The sequence below is a fragment of the Pseudooceanicola sp. NS-SX9 genome (genome assembly GCF_057380705.1).
In genome coordinates, this window is the sequence record NZ_CM170818.1 from 3,074,837 (window position 1) to 3,090,376 (window position 15,540).

13 protein-coding genes, 1 tRNA gene and 1 pseudogene are annotated in these 15,540 nt (G+C 64.3%); 9 read left to right on the top strand and 6 right to left on the bottom strand.

Annotated features, from left to right (window positions below):
• Window positions 1-729 precede the first annotated feature (729 nt).
• Window positions 730-1,128: a hypothetical protein gene (locus AC2ITM_RS14550; RefSeq protein WP_486467350.1), complete on the bottom strand. Its 399-nt coding sequence runs from the start codon at window positions 1,126-1,128 to the stop codon at window positions 730-732.
• Window positions 1,129-1,222: 94 nt separating this feature from the next.
• On the opposite strand from AC2ITM_RS14550, the gene AC2ITM_RS14555 reads away from it, so the two are divergent.
• Genes AC2ITM_RS14555 through AC2ITM_RS14565 form a run of 3 tightly spaced genes read left to right on the top strand, consistent with a single transcriptional unit; the run spans window position 1,223 to window position 4,601 of the window.
• Window positions 1,223-2,797, top strand: coding sequence for a recombinase family protein (locus AC2ITM_RS14555; RefSeq protein ID WP_486467351.1), 1,575 nt, complete (start codon window positions 1,223-1,225; stop codon window positions 2,795-2,797).
• Window positions 2,794-3,708 (top strand): plasmid partitioning protein RepB C-terminal domain-containing protein, encoded by a 915-nt coding sequence (locus tag AC2ITM_RS14560; RefSeq protein WP_486467352.1) that lies wholly within the window; start codon window positions 2,794-2,796, stop codon window positions 3,706-3,708. The genes AC2ITM_RS14555 and AC2ITM_RS14560 overlap by 4 nt, the downstream gene beginning before the upstream one ends.
• Window positions 3,705-4,601, top strand: a complete 897-nt coding sequence (locus AC2ITM_RS14565; protein WP_486467353.1) for a plasmid partitioning protein RepB C-terminal domain-containing protein — start codon at window positions 3,705-3,707, stop codon at window positions 4,599-4,601. The genes AC2ITM_RS14560 and AC2ITM_RS14565 overlap by 4 nt, the downstream gene beginning before the upstream one ends.
• Window positions 4,602-6,068: 1,467 nt before the next feature.
• On the opposite strand, the gene istB is transcribed toward AC2ITM_RS14565, so the two are convergent.
• The 4 genes and pseudogenes from istB to AC2ITM_RS14585 all read right to left on the bottom strand — a co-directional run bounded on the left by istB (window position 6,069) and on the right by AC2ITM_RS14585 (window position 9,589).
• Window positions 6,069-6,911: an IS21-like element helper ATPase IstB gene (istB, locus tag AC2ITM_RS14570; RefSeq protein ID WP_486467354.1), complete on the bottom strand. Its 843-nt coding sequence runs from the start codon at window positions 6,909-6,911 to the stop codon at window positions 6,069-6,071.
• Window positions 6,908-8,151 (bottom strand): annotated as a pseudogene (gene istA / locus AC2ITM_RS14575) (IS21 family transposase). Before istA ends, istB begins: the two are co-directional and overlap by 4 nt.
• A gap of 302 nt (window positions 8,152-8,453) precedes the next feature.
• Window positions 8,454-8,969 (bottom strand): hypothetical protein, encoded by a 516-nt coding sequence (locus tag AC2ITM_RS14580; RefSeq protein ID WP_486467355.1) that lies wholly within the window; start codon window positions 8,967-8,969, stop codon window positions 8,454-8,456.
• Window positions 8,966-9,589, bottom strand: coding sequence for a glycoside hydrolase family 19 protein (locus tag AC2ITM_RS14585; RefSeq protein WP_486467356.1), 624 nt, complete (start codon window positions 9,587-9,589; stop codon window positions 8,966-8,968). The genes AC2ITM_RS14580 and AC2ITM_RS14585 overlap by 4 nt, the downstream gene beginning before the upstream one ends.
• 251 nt (window positions 9,590-9,840) lie before the next feature.
• Here AC2ITM_RS14585 and AC2ITM_RS14590 point away from each other — a divergent pair, with 251 nt between their 5' ends.
• Window positions 9,841-10,317, top strand: coding sequence for a DUF4357 domain-containing protein (locus AC2ITM_RS14590; RefSeq protein WP_486467357.1), 477 nt, complete (start codon window positions 9,841-9,843; stop codon window positions 10,315-10,317).
• A gap of 282 nt (window positions 10,318-10,599) precedes the next feature.
• On the opposite strand, the gene AC2ITM_RS14595 is transcribed toward AC2ITM_RS14590, so the two are convergent.
• A tRNA-Ser gene (locus AC2ITM_RS14595) sits at window positions 10,600-10,687 on the bottom strand.
• A gap of 214 nt (window positions 10,688-10,901) precedes the next feature.
• Here AC2ITM_RS14595 and AC2ITM_RS14600 point away from each other — a divergent pair.
• From AC2ITM_RS14600 to AC2ITM_RS14620, 5 genes are read left to right on the top strand one after another with little or no spacing between them, the layout of a single operon-like run.
• Window positions 10,902-12,110, top strand: a complete 1,209-nt coding sequence (locus AC2ITM_RS14600) for a D-alanyl-D-alanine carboxypeptidase family protein (RefSeq protein WP_486467358.1) — start codon at window positions 10,902-10,904, stop codon at window positions 12,108-12,110.
• A complete protein-coding gene (gene tmk / locus AC2ITM_RS14605; protein ID WP_486467359.1) occupies window positions 12,107-12,736 on the top strand; it encodes a dTMP kinase in 630 nt (209 codons plus the stop codon). The genes AC2ITM_RS14600 and tmk overlap by 4 nt, the downstream gene beginning before the upstream one ends.
• Window positions 12,733-13,857 (top strand): DNA polymerase III subunit delta', encoded by a 1,125-nt coding sequence (locus AC2ITM_RS14610; protein ID WP_486467360.1) that lies wholly within the window; start codon window positions 12,733-12,735, stop codon window positions 13,855-13,857. Before tmk ends, AC2ITM_RS14610 begins: the two co-directional genes overlap by 4 nt.
• A gap of 56 nt (window positions 13,858-13,913) precedes the next feature.
• Complete coding sequence (locus AC2ITM_RS14615) at window positions 13,914-14,723, top strand: TatD family hydrolase (protein ID WP_486467361.1); 810 nt, start codon at window positions 13,914-13,916, stop codon at window positions 14,721-14,723.
• On the top strand, window positions 14,723-15,520 hold the full coding sequence (locus AC2ITM_RS14620; RefSeq protein ID WP_486467362.1) for an MBL fold metallo-hydrolase: 798 nt from the start codon (window positions 14,723-14,725) through the stop codon (window positions 15,518-15,520). Before AC2ITM_RS14615 ends, AC2ITM_RS14620 begins: the two co-directional genes overlap by 1 nt.
• Window positions 15,521-15,540: the final 20 nt, after the last annotated feature.

A 15,540-nucleotide genomic window follows, 5' to 3' on the forward strand; every position in this document is an offset into this window, starting at 1 on the left:
AGGCATCGCTGCAGATCTCGCAGATCCCCATGGATCCATAAGACTTTCTCCAGATCGGCGCGGTCACGGGGTTATAATCGCCTGAGGCTGCGTGAACGCTCGGTTTCCCTGAAATCGCGAAGAACGTTTTCCCGATCAGACGCCCCAAGGCCGCCCGTATCGGAAGAAGACCTTCCAGGATCGCCAAAGGGCCCGTCCTGTTCCGCAGCCAGCCCCGTCCGACCGCGTTTCACACCGCCTTGGCCGGTTGAGGGCAAACGCGATCCAACCTGAACTGCCCCGGAACCATGCTCCTGGACAGGCGCACCCCGTGCCGTCTGGCGCCAGTGCGGGGCGCCTCAGGCAGACCCAAAAGGAAACCAGTCTTCACGAATTCAGAAGATCAGGGTCCTCCCGCAGCCGCTGTGCCGCCCCGCTGAAAACCTGCGCAGGCGACAAGGCAGAGCGCCGCAACGGATATCGCGATGGACAGCAGCATCTGGCGTTGGATGGCAAGGCCGAAGGCGCCCCAAGAAGACCACTTTCAGGCCTAGTTGCGCCGGGACAGGGCCCGGCCCCTTCCGCAGAACCAGGGAAAGGCAAATCCGCCCGCAGCCGGATCGAGAGACCCCTCTGGCGCGGAAAATGGCGCGGAAAACGACCCGGACAGGCAAGGCTCTCGCGTTCCGCTCCGCATGGGATCGCCGGGAAATTTTGCGCGCGATTGTGGGCAAAACAGCGGGCATGCGATCAAATGCGCGTCTCGCAGGGGTCGAGACGGTGCAGCTGCCGCACCGCCTCGAGCAATTCCGCCACAGCCTGCTCTGCCACCACGAGCTTGATGGCGACCATGAGATCCTCGCGCCCCGCCATGGCAAGGACCGTGGCCAGAACCTCGTCTGAATGGCGCGCCAGCGCGATCAGATGCGCACCGCTCGGACCGTAGGTTCCCGAAAGCCAGTTCTTCACCGTCTTCTCGTTGGCCCCCGTCCAGGCTGCCACGGTCTTTACTCCGGCCCGGTTCTGTCCAATCGACCGCTTCAAGGCTGCCGCGATCTCTTCGGCAAAGCTGCCATTCGCAGGTGTCTGCCCCTTGCCATTGCCCCCGCTTTGCCCCGGAAAGAACCTGCCCTTTTTCGGAAACGACATTCCACACTCCTTCGCGTTACATGGACGCGAAGATTTCAGCCGTTGCGTCCAACGGGAGCGACGGTTTTGCCGGGACTTCAGAGGAGACAGGCATGTGAGCGGTCATTGGGCGACCCATTCCGATAGGCACGAGGCGCCCCCTGAAAAGGATGTGCCAGCCGTCGCCTATGTCCGCATGTCGACCGATCACCAAAAATACTCTACCGAGAACCAACTTGATGTCATCCGCCGCTATGCCGAGGCACGCGGCCTGACCATTTTGCGCAGGTTTGAGGATGCGGGCAGATCGGGATTGCGTCTCGACGGTCGCGCGGCGCTGCAAAAGCTGATGACCGAGGTGCAATCCGGCCAAGCCGATTTCAAGGCGATCCTCGTCTATGACGTCAGCCGATGGGGTCGTTTTCAGGATGTCGATGAAGGCGCCTACCACGAGCACCTGTGTTCCCGCGCCGGGATCCGTGTCCACTACTGCGGCGAGCCGTTCGAGAACGACGGCAGCATCGGCTCCAGCCTTCTGAAGACCGTCAAGCGTGTCATGGCCGGCGAATACAGCCGCGAGCTGTCGGTGAAGGTCTTCGCAGGGCAATGCCGGCTCGTGGAGCTGGGGTATCGCCAGGGCGGCGCGGCGGGGTACGGGCTTCGGCGCGTGCTGATCGACGCACAGGGCAATCTGAAAGAAGAGCTGCCTCGCGGGGCGCAGAAAAGCCTTCAGACCGACCGCGTGATCCTGGTTCCCGGCCCGCAAGAGGAACAGCGGGTCGTCCGGCGCATGTACGAAATGTTCGTCATCGCGCGGCAGTCAGAGCGCGAAATCGCAACGATCCTGAACGCCGAAGGATATCGTACCGATCTTGACCGGCCCTGGAGCCGGGCGACTGTCCATCAGCTTTTGACCAACGAAAAATACATCGGGAACAACGTCTTCAACAAGGTGTCGTTCAAGCTGAAGCAGCGCCGTGTGGTGAACCCGCGGGACATGTGGATCCGCGCGGAGGGCGCCTATCAGGCCATCGTCGACAAGGCGCTGTTCCTGCGCGCACGCGACATCGTGGACGCCCGCAGCCGCTATTTCTCGGACGGGGAACTGCTGGACATCCTGCGCAGGATCCTGAAGCGGCAAGGCAGGCTGTCCGGGCTGATCATCGACGAAGAGAACGATTTCCCCTCGTCCAGCGCCTATCGCAGCCGGTTTGGCAGTCTGCTGCGCGCCTACCGCCTGATCGGTTATGACCCAGAGCGCGACTACCGTTATATCGAGATCAACAAGGCATTGCGCGCGGCCCATCCCCAGGTCGTCGAGGACATCATTGAGGGCGTGGCGGGCCAGGGTGGCCGCGTTGTGCAGGCCCCTGACACGCAGCTGCTGCGGGTGAATGACGAATTCACGGTGTCGGTCGTTCTGGCCCGCTGCCAGGCGACCGAAGCAGGGTCTTTGCGCTGGCATATCCGGCTCGACGCCGGCCTTGTTGCGGACATCACGATTGCGGTGCGGATGAATGCAACCAATGACGCACCGCGCGACTTCTACCTCCTGCCCCGCATCGACATGACCGACACGCGGCTGAAGCTGGGAGAACAAAACGGCCTTTGGCTTGATGCCTATCGAACGGAAACACTTGCCGCTTTCTACGCCCTCGCGGCGCGGGCAACGGTCACGGAGGCGGCATGATGGCAAGACACCCGGAAGGACATCCCCCCACAGAGGTCACCCTGATCCCGACCGACCGCATTCGCGTTCTCAATCCACGGGTCCGAAATCCCCGGTCGTTTGCGGATATGGTGGCGAGTATCGCCAGGATCGGTCTGAAGCGCCCCATCACCGTTGCCCGTCGCACACAATCTGATCCGCAGGACTATGACCTGGTTTGCGGCCAGGGGCGGCTCGAGGCCTTTATCGAGCTGAAGCAGAAAATCATCCCGGCGATTGTCATTGATGCCGACGAATCCGATTGCCTGGTGATGAGCCTCGTCGAAAATTGCGCGCGCCGTCAGCACCGCCCGATCGATCTGATGCGAGAGATCGGCACGCTGCGCGAACGTGGCTACACGGACCGCCAGATCGGCGACAAGATCGGCGTCTCGTCAGAATATGTGGGCATGATCGCTGGCCTTCTGGAGCGCGGGGAAGAGCGGCTGGTGGCCGCTGTCGAGACGGGCCTGCTGCCGCTCAATCTTGCCATCGACATCTCGAAAACCGATGCCGAAGGCGCCCAGCGGGCGCTGATGGACGCCTATACGCAGAAGAAACTGAGAGGAAAGAAGCTCGCGGCGGCCCGTCGCCTGATCGAACAGCGTGAGGCGCGCGGAAAGAAGATCCATTCCAACCCATACGGGCGCGATGGCCGCGGCCGGCGACCGCTGACAAGCGAGGCGCTGGTGCGGGCCTATCAGAAGGAGGCCGACCGTCAGAGGCTGCTGATCAAGAAGGCAGAGCTGACGCAGGGGCGGCTTTTGTTCATCAGCCAGGCCTTCCGAACCCTCCTACAGGACGATCATTTCGTGACCCTGCTGCGCGCGGAAGGCCTGGAGACCCTGCCCGGCTACCTGCAGGACGCCCTTGCCCCGAAAGCAACACCATGACCAGGCAGGTACCGCTCGGCTTCGAGACCGATTGTGTCACGATCCCGGTCGCAAAGATCCTGCCCGTCAGGGCCCTGAGCAAGACCGTCAAGTCCAGCCGGAAATATACCCAGATCGCAGCCTCGATCCGAGAGATCGGCCTGGTCGAACCTCCGGTGGTGGCAAGGAGCGGGGACGCCAGCGGCAGCTGGCTGCTGCTCGACGGGCATGTCAGGATCGAAGTCCTCAGGGATCTTGGTCAGGATCAGGTCGAATGCCTCGTGTCGACCGACGACGAGGCCTTCACCTACAACAAGCGCATCAGCCGCATTGCCCCCATTCAGGAGCACCGGATGATCCTGAAGGCGATCAGGCGCGGTGTCTCAGAGGAAAAGATCGCGGCGGCGCTGGACCTCAATCCGCGCAGCATTCAGCGCAAGGTCAAGCTGCTTGACGGTATTTGCCCCGAAGCCGTGGCGATCCTGAAGGACAAGGCCTGCACTGCGGCCGTGTTCACCACGCTGCGCAAGATGATCCCCTTGCGCCAGATCGAAGCCGCCGAGCTTATGGTGAATGCGAACACCTACTCGGTGGCCTATATCTCGGCGATCCTCGCCGGGACACCGCAGGCGCAGCTGATCGACGCGAACAAGCCCAAGCGCATCAGCGGCATGACCCCGCAGGCAGTGGCCCGGATGGAAAAGGAGCTGGCCCGGCTTCAGGAAGGCATCACACAGATCCAGGACAGTTACGGCCAGGACCACCTGCAGCTGACCGTGCTCCGCGGCTACGTCGCCAGGCTGCTCGGGAACGCGCGGGTGGTGCGGTATCTGATGCAGACGCAGCCCGAATTCCTGTCCGAGTTTCAGACCATTGCCGAGCTGGATCCGGTCCTGCCCCCCGAGGCGGATTAGCCGGCCCCATCGCCCCGCCAAGGACCCCGAACCGATATGGCAAAAGCCGCAGCAGACGCCCGGCCACCGGGAGCCTGCGCGGCAGTGACGCCCCCCAAGGCGCCATGAGGCCGGCCGGGGCTTTCGCCTGACGCGCGAGCGCAAGGCAGCGGCGATATTCGCGGACATGCCGTGGCAGCGCCGAAGACCGGCAGGGCCGCCTTTCAATCAACGTCGCCCTGGCGGCCAATCCCGCCATGGCCGACAGGTGACCCAGGCAAATGCGGATCGACGTGACATCGACGCCCCCCAGGCGCTGTCGCCGATACAGTGATCGCCAAGCACAAGGCCAAGCGTGACATCCCACCCCGTGGATGATCAGAAGACGGTCGGGGGCTGCTTTTCCGATGCAGGCGGCAGCATATTTCGCGCGAGACGCGACATGGCTTTTGCCTTCGTGGCGCCGCATCCGCATTCTGGCCTGCCAGCGGGATGTGCGTGGTTCCGGGGATCGCCCGATCCGGCCTCCACGCCTGGTTCACAAGACCACTGCAGCCGGGCACGCGCCGCGTGACCCAAAGCCGGCAGGAACGATCCACAGGCGCCTCAAGACCAGCGACCGCACCGATGATGCCCGGCGTGGCTGGCCTGCGGCCTTCACCGGATCGCGCGGTTCATGTGGTAAATGCCATCTGAGCCCGTCCCGGGCGGTGCTGCACGCCGAAGGATGAGGGCGAGCATTCCGTCATCACCGACAATCGTCCTGATCTAGCCCCTTGGGCCGAGGATCCGAACCCGACGTGGCTCGGAGATTTCGGCTGCATTCGGCTGGCGGGGCGCTGGTTTGATCGGGCGGGCGACCGGCCTGCTCTTCCGACGCGGAGCCCCCTGCTGGCCAAGCCGCTGCACGGGTCGCCTGCCGGGCTGCGGAGCAATGAAAGCGGTGCGATGCCACATTGGGCATGCTGGCCCTCATCCCTCTTGGGTCATCCGCGATCAGATGCCCTGCAGGGCAATGACTGGTCCCATGGTCTGGCCCCAAGGCCGACGCGCGGCTTCCCCCTTCAGCCCCTGACCCGCACGGCATGCCTCGGCCGTTCCGGTGCCTGTTGCGCGGGCTCGGGATCCCCTGAGTGACGGACAGAGCCACAAACCTGCGATGTTTCCTCTCTCTGGACCGAACCGCGCAGCTCAGACGCCCCCGCCCGCTTCGAAGGCTTCCACACCCCGAGGCATCGACAGTCGAAGGGGCCCATCCAGGCCCGGTGGCGTCGTCGGCCCGAACCCGTACCAACAGAACCTGGCCTGTGGGAAAACGGCAGCAGACCCGTCAGGGTCGCCCCGCGAACGCATTTCACCCGACGGCCGATGCTATCGCCGCGCCCATCTGCGCACGCTGGCCCGGCACGGCTGTCAATGGCACCTCAAAAATCCCCAGAACGGGCAACGTAAAATTCCCCAGTTTGGCGTCCCGGTTGTCAGCGGGGATCAGAGACTAGCAGCTCCATTTTTGATTTTTGGCGGCCGTCCCCGGCGCTTTGGTGGCGGGGGTGGGGCGATGGGGGCATTGGCGCGCACGTATTCGGGAATGAGGTCAGTGTGCCCTCTGAGCCGATAGCTGGCGCCTTCGATCTGCAGGACGACAGCATGGTGAAGCAGCCTGTCCAGCAGTGCCGTCGCGACGACGGGATCCCCGAAGACCTCCCCCCACTCGGCGAAGCCGCGGTTCGAGGTAAGTATCATGGCTCCTTTTTCGTAGCGGGCATTGACCAACTGGAAGAACAGGTTGGCACCGCCCTGGGTAATCGGCAGGTAGCCGATCTCGTCGACGATCAGCAGGGCGGCCCGGGCATAGAAGCGGATCTTCTCGGACAGCCGCCCTTCTTGCTCAGCCTTGGACAGGGCCTCGACCAGCTCTGCCAGGGTGGCTCTGTAGACGCTCCGACCTGCCTTTACTGCAGCGACCCCCAGAGCAGTGGCCAGATGCGATTTTCCGGTGCCAGGCGGACCAAGGAAATGGACGACCTCGGCACGCCGGATGAAGTCGAGCTGTGCCAGAGCGGCCACCCTTTCCCGATCTATGGAAGGCTGGAAGCTGAAGTCGAACCCCTCCAGGGTCTTGATCGGAACAAGCCGCGCGGTTTTCAGGGCCACGTCGATCCGCCGGGTTTCCCTGGTCGAGTATTCCTCACTCAGCAAGATATCGATGGCCTCCAGCGCGGTGATTTCGCCCTGCTCCAGCCGATGCAGGGTATGATCCAGAGCCTCCAGGGCACGGGGCATTTTCAGGCCGACGAGGGCGCCCCGAACGCGGTCCAGCACCCCGTTCATCTTGGCACCTCTCCGGAGGCCAGTCGCCGACCGACGGCGTCATAGAAGTCCAGGGAGCGGCGCAGGCCCGGTGGACGCCTAGGGCGCGTGCGACCGGTCTCTTCGGCGGCGCCTTGCGGTGGCTGGGATCGACACGGCGCTGGTTCTTGCCCTCCAGGACAGGGTGGCGGGCAATCTCCACGCCATCCTCGAAGATCCTGATGTCGTGGGTATGGTTCTGGACCTCGAGCATCCGCCTGCGCGTGGTGTCGGGGACGCTGTAGAAGTTGCCGTCGACCGAGACCATGCCATCCTTGCTGACACGCCGTTCGACGGTCAGCACGGCATCGTAGGGCAAGGCCGGCAAGGAGATCAGAAAGGGCTGTTCCTCGGCAAAATGTTCATCGACGACCCGCTGCGTGGTGGCATGGACCCGGGGATTGGCGATGTCTTCCCGCCAGGCTGTGAACTGGTCATTCAGATCCGCCAGATCACGGAAGTCACGGGCCAGAAAGAAATCCTGCCGGATATAGCGGAATGGCCTCTCGACCTTGCCTTTCGTCTTGGCCCTGTACGGTTTGCAGGCGCGCGGGGCCGATCTGTAGTGGTTCAGCAGCGCCACCAGAGAGGTGTTGTAGGTGACAACGCCTGCGGCGTCCTGGCCGACCACCGCGGTTTTCATACGATCATAGAGGATCTCCTCCGGCGCCCCGCCCAGGGCTTCAAAGGCTGCGATATGGCAGCGCATGACGGACTGCAGGTTCTGGCTGGCAACGAATTGCCCCCACATCCATCGGCTGTGGCCCAGAACCAGACTGAACAGCCAGACCTTGCGGATGATGCCGGGCTCGGCGGTAAACTCCACGACAAATTCCGCGAAGTCGACCTGCGCCTGTTTGCCAGGAGGCGTTTCAAACCGACGCTCGAAGCGCGCCGTGAGCGGGGGGCGAACCGTGCGAAGGAATTTCTTCAGGGTTGTATAGCTGCCCTCATAGCCCTTGCCCTGCAATTCCCGGAAGAGCCGACGCCCCGAAAGCTCCGGGAAATCCGCGACCCGATCACGCAGATAGGCATGATATCCGTCAAGTTTGCTGCCTCGTGGCGGGCGGGGCCCATAGATCGGGGGCTCCAGCCCAAGGTCCAGATACTTGCGGACAGTTTTACGGTCACAGCCCATCTGCCGGGCGATCGCGCTCACGCTCACGCTCACGCCCTGGCGTTTCAAATCATGTATCAACACAATTTCTCTCAGTTGGATCACCCGGCACCCTCCACACTGGTTGGAGGCATTCCGGGTGCTTTTGGGGCGAAAGCCAATTCTGAGGGGGCATGCCCCCTCAGAATTGGCCACTCAGTGCCACAACTGGGGAAAATTCAGCTGCCCGTTATGGGGAAGATAAACCGGCCACTTACAACGGCGCCGCCGATACTGGAAAATCGGCATCACGGGATCAAAGTCCCGGCTGCTTCGGGCGCTTCCGACGGGCACCCAAGGTCCATTCTGGGACTGAACTGGCCGAGAGGCCGGGCCTGACGTCGAACCTTCTCCACCTGCGCGGCACCCTAATTATTTGTTTTTGCTTGAAATCTAAAGGGACTACCGCCCTCGTCCGAGATGCATTCAACGAGGATCGACGGTTGCATAGCCATATCTTCGGCTGCAATTTCAGAGATGTCGAGCAAAGCAATGTCGGTCACCGACCCAGCCGTCATGTCAATATATGCCAAGTCTGTCGCGCGAAAAGCGTAGGTGTCCAGGACGCGGGCGTACTGCGGCAATGAATGCCTCCACGGAAACTCGATCGTCAGCAGGATGACCGACGTATTGCAGTATTGGCCCTCGTCCATCAGAAGCGGCTCTGGGTCGTTCGCGCCCTCTCCGTCAAACTCGTAGTCCACCTGTCGGCCGGTCGTCTTGTCGGTCAGATGGATGGCAAATCGATCCTCGCCTCGTGGCCGTAGATCTACTCGGAGCTCGGCCGACTCGACCGAAGGTCCATCAAAGATTGTTTGGCCTACGGATGGGCTGGCGAAGCCCGATAGCAAGACAGCAGCAAGGAGGCGGCGGGCGCGTCTCATTTCGCTTCCTCGAAGCGCGGGCGAGAGACGGAGAAACGACAGACGTTTGCGAAAACCTCCGTCTCGTTCAGCCGACGAACATTTTCCCAGCGTTGCCCATAGGAATCCGTCCCACGATTGATGATCGCCGTAATGCTGTCGGCGGCAGCGCGGTTGATACCTGCGTCCGCGAGCAAGTAGAGATCGTTGGCGTGCCAGAACCAAAGGGCCGAACGAACGGCGTAGCGTGGTGTTTCCAGCAAGTCCGGCTCAGCCTCGAAGTCGATCTGCTCACCGAACATTTGAGCGTGATCTTCGGTGAAGGCTCGGTAATTCGCGCGACCGGTGACCTGCTTCAGGCCGCGTCCGCGGAATCTCCACCCGTCACCACTCTCGACATTCCCATTCCCGTTGCGGTCCGCATAGGCACGGTTTGCGATTGCTTCCTGATCTGCGGGATGGTCGGCAGTTCTCCCGTAGAGCAAGGCTTCGTCCGGGTTGCGCCTGAAATAGCTGAAGATCGATCCCAGGCGGTCAGCCCGATAGTCGAGGCTCTCCACAAGCCGCATGCGTTGTCCGACTTCTTGAAGCACCTGACCGAAGAAATGCGCCAGTCGCTCGGGGCTGTTCAACTGGGCCATCACGATCTGGAGGTCGATCTCCCGGTCAACTTGCGTCAGACGGTCTTCGTCAGCATCCGGGAATACATCGGAAAGACGACCCCCTGTCAGGATGTCGCAGACCGCTCCCTCAGGAATACTCTGGGGATCAATGATTGGTTCCGCCGTGCATCGGCAGTTCCAGGCCTCGCCTGGGTGGCCGTCGGCAGGAGGATTGGACCACGCAAAGACCCGATCATCGTTCTCGGCCTGTGCCGCGCGACCGCGCAGCCATGGACGAGTTCGTGGATCAGACAAAAACGCTGGTTGGAGCCCTCGGCTGGGATCTCTTCCGAGAAGTCCGCGGTCGAGCACCGGAGCAGACGGCAGGGCGAGAACTGCCAGAGGCTGAAATCCATGAAAGCCCTCGGTTCTTCTTCCGAGGCGAGGGCTTCGCGGCAGACATGGAAATTGGGCCCTCCGGGGATTTCGTCGTCGCAGCAGGTTCGAGGGCAAGGGTCCGGACGACGCGGACAATACCGAGAGGGACGGTCACGCTCCGAAACACGCTTGTCGAGAAGGGCGTCCTCCGCGAGGAAGGCGATTTTCTTGTCTTCACAAGCGCCTACAGCTTCACGTCTGCCTCTGCCGCAGCTGCGGCGGTCATTGGTGCGAGCGCCAATGGCCGGATCCTCTGGAAGCTCCCGCACGGACGCAATTACGCCGACTGGGAAGCCTCTCAAGGCATGTCAGATTGCGCCTCCGAGTGAGGCCCCTAGTGCGGTCGTAAGTTGGATTTCTGTTCCATCTCGCTAACGCCACCCACGTCGAACCGCTTCGCGGATGAACTCAAAAAATTATTATATGTCAGTTACTTGCTAGAAATTCACCAAATTGGAGCAGTCATGAGGTCCGGAGAATGTTGACCGAAAGAGACCGCTTCCGAGCTGCTTGGCGCTGCGACAAGTGCTCAGCCAATCCCGCATAACCCTCGAAAACAACGGAAAAATCCGGCCGCAGCCGGTTCGGGAGAACGCTTTCGCGGGGGCAAGTGGCGGAGGAGGTGGGATTCGAACCCACGGATGGTTGCCCATCGTCGGTTTTCAAGACCGGTGCAATCGACCACTCTGCCACTCCTCCGACGGGGTGTCGTTTAACCAGCCGGGGACGATTCTGAAAGACCGCTTGAAACCGGCTTCCGCCACGCCCGCTCGCGCAGACGCGATGGCAGTGGGACGGATCGGGGCTGGCCCCCGCAGGCGCTTCTCGGTTATCACTTATCCGAGAAGACCGCCGGTCCGGCGCGGCGCAGGCGCCCGGCCCGACACCGAAGCCGAGCAGGAGTGATCAGCGCATGCGGAAGCCCAAAACGTCCCTTCGTCTCTGCGGAGCCGTTGCCCTCGGCGCCCTGATGGCCCTGTCGGCCCTGCCCGCGCAGGCCTTCGACACCTCGGCCCGTGCTGCCTATATCCTGGACCTGACGACGAACACCGTGCTGCTGGCCAAGGATGCCGACCAGCCGCTGCCGCCTGCGTCAATGTCCAAGCTGATGACCCTCTACATCGCCTTCGAGGCGCTGAAATCGGGCCAGCTGAAGATGGATGAGGAACTGCCCGTCTCGCAACATGCGATGAATTACGGCGGCTCGACCATGTTCCTCGACACCACGGACCATGTGAAGGTCAAGGACCTGCTGCAGGGCATCATCGTGCTGTCCGGCAACGATGCCTGCGCCGTCATCGCCGAAGCCCTGTCGCCCGACGGCACCGAAGCGGGCTTTGCCCGGCTGATGACCAAGCGCGCCAAGGAACTGGGCCTGACGCAATCGCATTTCGCCAATTCCAACGGCTGGCCGGATCCCGAACAGCGCATGTCGGTGCATGATCTGGCGATCCTGGCCGCGCACATCATCCAGGACTTCCCCGAATACTACCCCTACTTCGCCGAACAGACCTACAAGTTCGACGGCCGCGCGCCCCAGAACATCCACAACCGCAACCCGCTGCTGGCCATGGGAATCGGCGCCGACGGCATGAAGACCGGCCATACCGAGGAAGCGGGCTATGGCCTTGTGGGCTCGGCCAAGCAGGACGGGCGGCGGATCGTCTTCGTGATCTCGGGGCTCGACAGCGTGCAGGCGCGCGCCGAGGAAAGCCGCTCGATCGTCAACTGGGCCTTCCGGCAGTTCCAGCAGGGCACGCTGGTCAAGGCGGGCGATACGGTGACCACCGCGGCCGTGCATGAAGGCAGCGCGCCTTCGGTGCCGCTGACCGTCGCCAGCGACCTGACCACGCTGATCCCGGTGCTGCAGGGCGGCGACATCAAGGCCGAGGCCGTCTACAACGAACCCCTCGAGGCGCCCATCGCCAAGGGCCAGGAAATCGGCAAGCTGATCCTGCGCCCCGATGGCCTGCCCGAGAAATCCGTGCCGCTGGTCGCGGCGGTGGCCGTACCCTCGGGCGGGTTCATCGCCAAGGTCCAGAGCGCCGCGACCTATCTGGTGCGCCGGGTGATCTCGGGGCAGCAGGCCCCCGCTGCCACCGCCCCGGAGGCCACTTCTTGAACCACGGCCTTTTCCTGTCCTTCGAGGGGATCGACGGCTCGGGCAAGTCCACACAGGCCCGGCGGCTGGCGGATGCGCTGCGCGCCCGGGGCCGCGAGGTCGTGCTGACGCGCGAACCCGGCGGATCCCCCGGCGCCGAGGAAATCCGCGCGCTGGTGCTGAACGGCGATCCCGATCGCTGGTCGGCGGAAACCGAGATCCTGCTGTTCACCGCCGCCCGCCGCGACCATCTGGAACGCACGATCCGCCCGGCGCTGGCGCGCGGCGCGGTGGTGATCTGCGACCGCTTCGCCGACAGCACCCGGGTCTATCAGGGGATTTCCCGCGGCGATCTGCGCGACACGGTGGACCGGCTGCACGCGCTGATGATCGGGCGCGAACCCGACATCACCCTGCTGATTGACATGGACCCCGAAGAGGGCCTGTCGCGCGCCCTGGGCCGCGCCGGCACCGACACCCGATTCGAGGGCTTCGGCAGCGACCTGCAGCGCGCCATGCGCCAGGGCTTTCTGGATCTGGCTGCCGTGCATGAGCGGTTCCGCGTCATCGACGGGCGCGGCGACATCGCCACCGTCTTCGACCGGCTCTGCGCCGCCCTACCGGATCTGATCGGCCCCCCGGCATGAGCACCGACGACCTGCCCGAAGCCGACCGCGTCGAAGGCGCCCCGCATCCGCGCGACACGCCCCGGCTGATCGGCCAGCACGCCGCCGAGGCCGAATTTCTGGAAGCCTTCAACACCGGCCGGCTGCACCATGGCTGGATGATCACCGGGCCGAAGGGATCCGGCAAGGCGACGCTGGCATGGGCCATCGCGCGCTTTCTGCTGACCACGCCCGATCCCGACACCGGGCCATCGCTGTTCGGCGACAGCCCGCGTGCCACCAGCCTGCAGGTCAGCCCCGATCATCCGGTGGTGCACCGCATGGCCGCAGGCGCCGAACCCGGGCTGTTCGTGCTGCGGCGCGGGGTGAACGACAAGACCGGCAAGCTGAAGACCCAGATCACCGTCGACGAGGCCCGCCGGCTGAAGGGCTTTTTCACCATGTCCGCCGCCGATGGCGGGCGCCGGGTGGTGATCGTCGATGCCACGGACGAGATGAACCCCTCGGCCGCCAATGCCCTGCTGAAGCTGCTGGAGGAACCGCCCGCGCGCACCACGCTGCTGCTGGTCACGCATCAGCCCTCGGGGCTTTTGCCGACGATCCGCTCGCGCTGCCGGGTGCTGCGGCTGGCGCCGCTCGGGGCGCAGGAGCTGGGCCTGGCGCTGGAGCAGGCGGGCGTTGCGACCGATGCGCCGGACCAGCTGGCGGCGCTGGCCCAGGGCTCGGTCGGCGAGGCGGTGCGGCTGGCGAACCTCGACGGGCTGGCGCTTTATGGCGAATGGATCCGGCTGCTGGGCAGCCTGCCGCAGCTGGACCGGGGCCGCGCCATGGCCCTGGCCGAGGCCGCCGCCGGCCCCGCCGCCGAAACACGGCGCGAGATGCTGGTCAGCCTGCTGGACCTGGCGCTGGCACGGCTGGCACGCAGCGGCGCCCTGGGCCAGCCCCCGCATCCCCAGGCCGCCCCCCACGAGGCCGAGATCTTTGCCCGCCTGGCCCCGGATGCCCATGCGGCGCGTCATTGGGCGGCACAGGCGCAGGAGATCGGCCACAGGCTGCGGCAGGGACTGGCGGTGAACCTTGACCCTGCCGCCCTCATCCTAGATACGATCTTCAAGTTACAGAAAGCCGCAGGCTCCGCCTGACCCCGGTCATCGCACCGGGGCGTGCGTCCCGGATGCGGCGCAGGACAGGCCCCCGAATGACCGATATCCCCCAGATCACCGACAGCCACTGCCACCTGGACTTTGCGGATTTCGAGGGGCAGCTGGATGCGGTGATCGCCCGCGCCACGGCGGCGGGCGTGACGCGCATGGTCTCGATCTGCTCGCGGCTGCGCAACGAACCCAATGTCCGCGCCATCGCCGAGGCCCATGACCCGGTGTTCTATGCCGTGGCCACCCACCCGATGTCGGTGGCGCAGGAACCGATGGCGACGCTGGACCAGCTGGTGGGCTTTGCGAAGCACCCCAAGATGGTGGGGATCGGCGAAACCGGTCTGGATTACCACTATACCGCCGAAAGCGCGCAGATGCAGCAGGACAGCCTGCGCATCCACTGCGCCGCGGCCCATGAAACCGGCCTGCCGCTGATCATCCATGCCCGCGCCGCGGACGAGGACATGGCCCGCATCCTGGCCGAGGAACACCGCAACGGCGCCTATGACTGCGTGCTGCACTGCTTCAGCTCGTCCGCGGAACTGGGCCGGGCGGCGCTGGATCTGGGCTTTTACCTGTCGATGTCGGGGATCACGACCTTCAAGAAAAGCCAGGACCTGCGCGACATCTTCGCCGCAGCCCCGGTGGATCGCATCCTGGTCGAGACCGACAGCCCCTACCTGGCCCCCGTCCCCCACCGCGGCAAGACGAACGAGCCCGCCTTTGCCGCGCTGACCGCGAAAGTCGGCGCCGAGGTCTTCGGCATGGACTATCCCGCCTTCGCCGCCCAGACCCAGGCCAATTTCGACCGCCTGTTCGCCAAGGCCGCCGCCTGGCAGAAAGAGACCGCCTGATGGGACTTCTGCGTTTCACCATCCTGGGCTGCGGATCCTCGGGCGGGGTGCCCCGGATCGGCGGCCACTGGGGCGAATGCGACCCCGCGAACCCCAGGAACGCCCGCCGCCGCTGTTCCCTGCTGATCGAACAGCAGGGCCCCGAGGGCTGGACCCGCGTGCTGGTCGACACCTCGCCCGACATGCGGATGCAGCTGGTCGATGCGGGCGTGGGCGAACTGGACGGCGTGGTCTTCACCCATGCCCATGCCGACCACGTGCACGGCATCGATGACCTGCGCCAGGTGGTCTACAACATGGATGCCCGGGTGCCCGTCTGGGCCGATCCCGTCACCGCCGGAGAGCTGGAGCACCGCTTTCACTACGTCTTTGCCACGCCCGAGGGCTCGCCCTATCCGCCGATCCTCGAGATGCGCCGGATCGAGGGCGCCATCCGCGTGACCGGCAAGGGCGGCACCGTCACGCTGATGCCGTTCCGGGTCAACCACGGCTCGATCGATGCGCTCGGCTTCCGCATCCGCGACCTGGCCTATCTGCCCGACGTGCTGCACATGTCCGACGAGGCCTGGGAGGTCTGCGCGGGCCTGGACTGCTGGATCCTCGACTGCCTGCGCCGCAAGCCGCATCCCAGCCATTCGCACCTGGCGCAGTCGCTGGACTGGATCGAACGCGCGGCGCCGAACCGGGCGGTGCTGACCAACCTGCACATCGATCTGGACCATGATGCGCTGGACGCCGAGACCCCGGACCACATCCGCCCTGCCTACGACGGGATGCAGATCACCTATGACATCTGATTTCCTGCCGGACCGCCATT

Excerpts from the sequence above, each read along its gene's own strand:
- AC2ITM_RS14550 (WP_486467350.1), bottom strand. The coding sequence starts at position 1,128 with ATGTCGTTTCCGAAAAAGGGCAGGTTCTTTCCGGGGCAAAGCGGGGGC.
- AC2ITM_RS14560 (WP_486467352.1), top strand. The coding sequence starts at position 2,794 with ATGATGGCAAGACACCCGGAAGGACATCCCCCCACAGAGGTCACCCTG.
- AC2ITM_RS14565 (WP_486467353.1), top strand. The coding sequence starts at position 3,705 with ATGACCAGGCAGGTACCGCTCGGCTTCGAGACCGATTGTGTCACGATC.
- istB (WP_486467354.1), bottom strand. The coding sequence starts at position 6,911 with ATGAACGGGGTGCTGGACCGCGTTCGGGGCGCCCTCGTCGGCCTGAAA.
- AC2ITM_RS14580 (WP_486467355.1), bottom strand. The coding sequence starts at position 8,969 with ATGAGACGCGCCCGCCGCCTCCTTGCTGCTGTCTTGCTATCGGGCTTC.
- AC2ITM_RS14585 (WP_486467356.1), bottom strand. The coding sequence starts at position 9,589 with ATGGCCCAGTTGAACAGCCCCGAGCGACTGGCGCATTTCTTCGGTCAG.
- AC2ITM_RS14590 (WP_486467357.1), top strand. The coding sequence starts at position 9,841 with ATGGACGAGTTCGTGGATCAGACAAAAACGCTGGTTGGAGCCCTCGGC.
- AC2ITM_RS14600 (WP_486467358.1), top strand. The coding sequence starts at position 10,902 with ATGCGGAAGCCCAAAACGTCCCTTCGTCTCTGCGGAGCCGTTGCCCTC.
- AC2ITM_RS14610 (WP_486467360.1), top strand. The coding sequence starts at position 12,733 with ATGAGCACCGACGACCTGCCCGAAGCCGACCGCGTCGAAGGCGCCCCG.
- AC2ITM_RS14615 (WP_486467361.1), top strand. The coding sequence starts at position 13,914 with ATGACCGATATCCCCCAGATCACCGACAGCCACTGCCACCTGGACTTT.
- AC2ITM_RS14620 (WP_486467362.1), top strand. The coding sequence starts at position 14,723 with ATGGGACTTCTGCGTTTCACCATCCTGGGCTGCGGATCCTCGGGCGGG.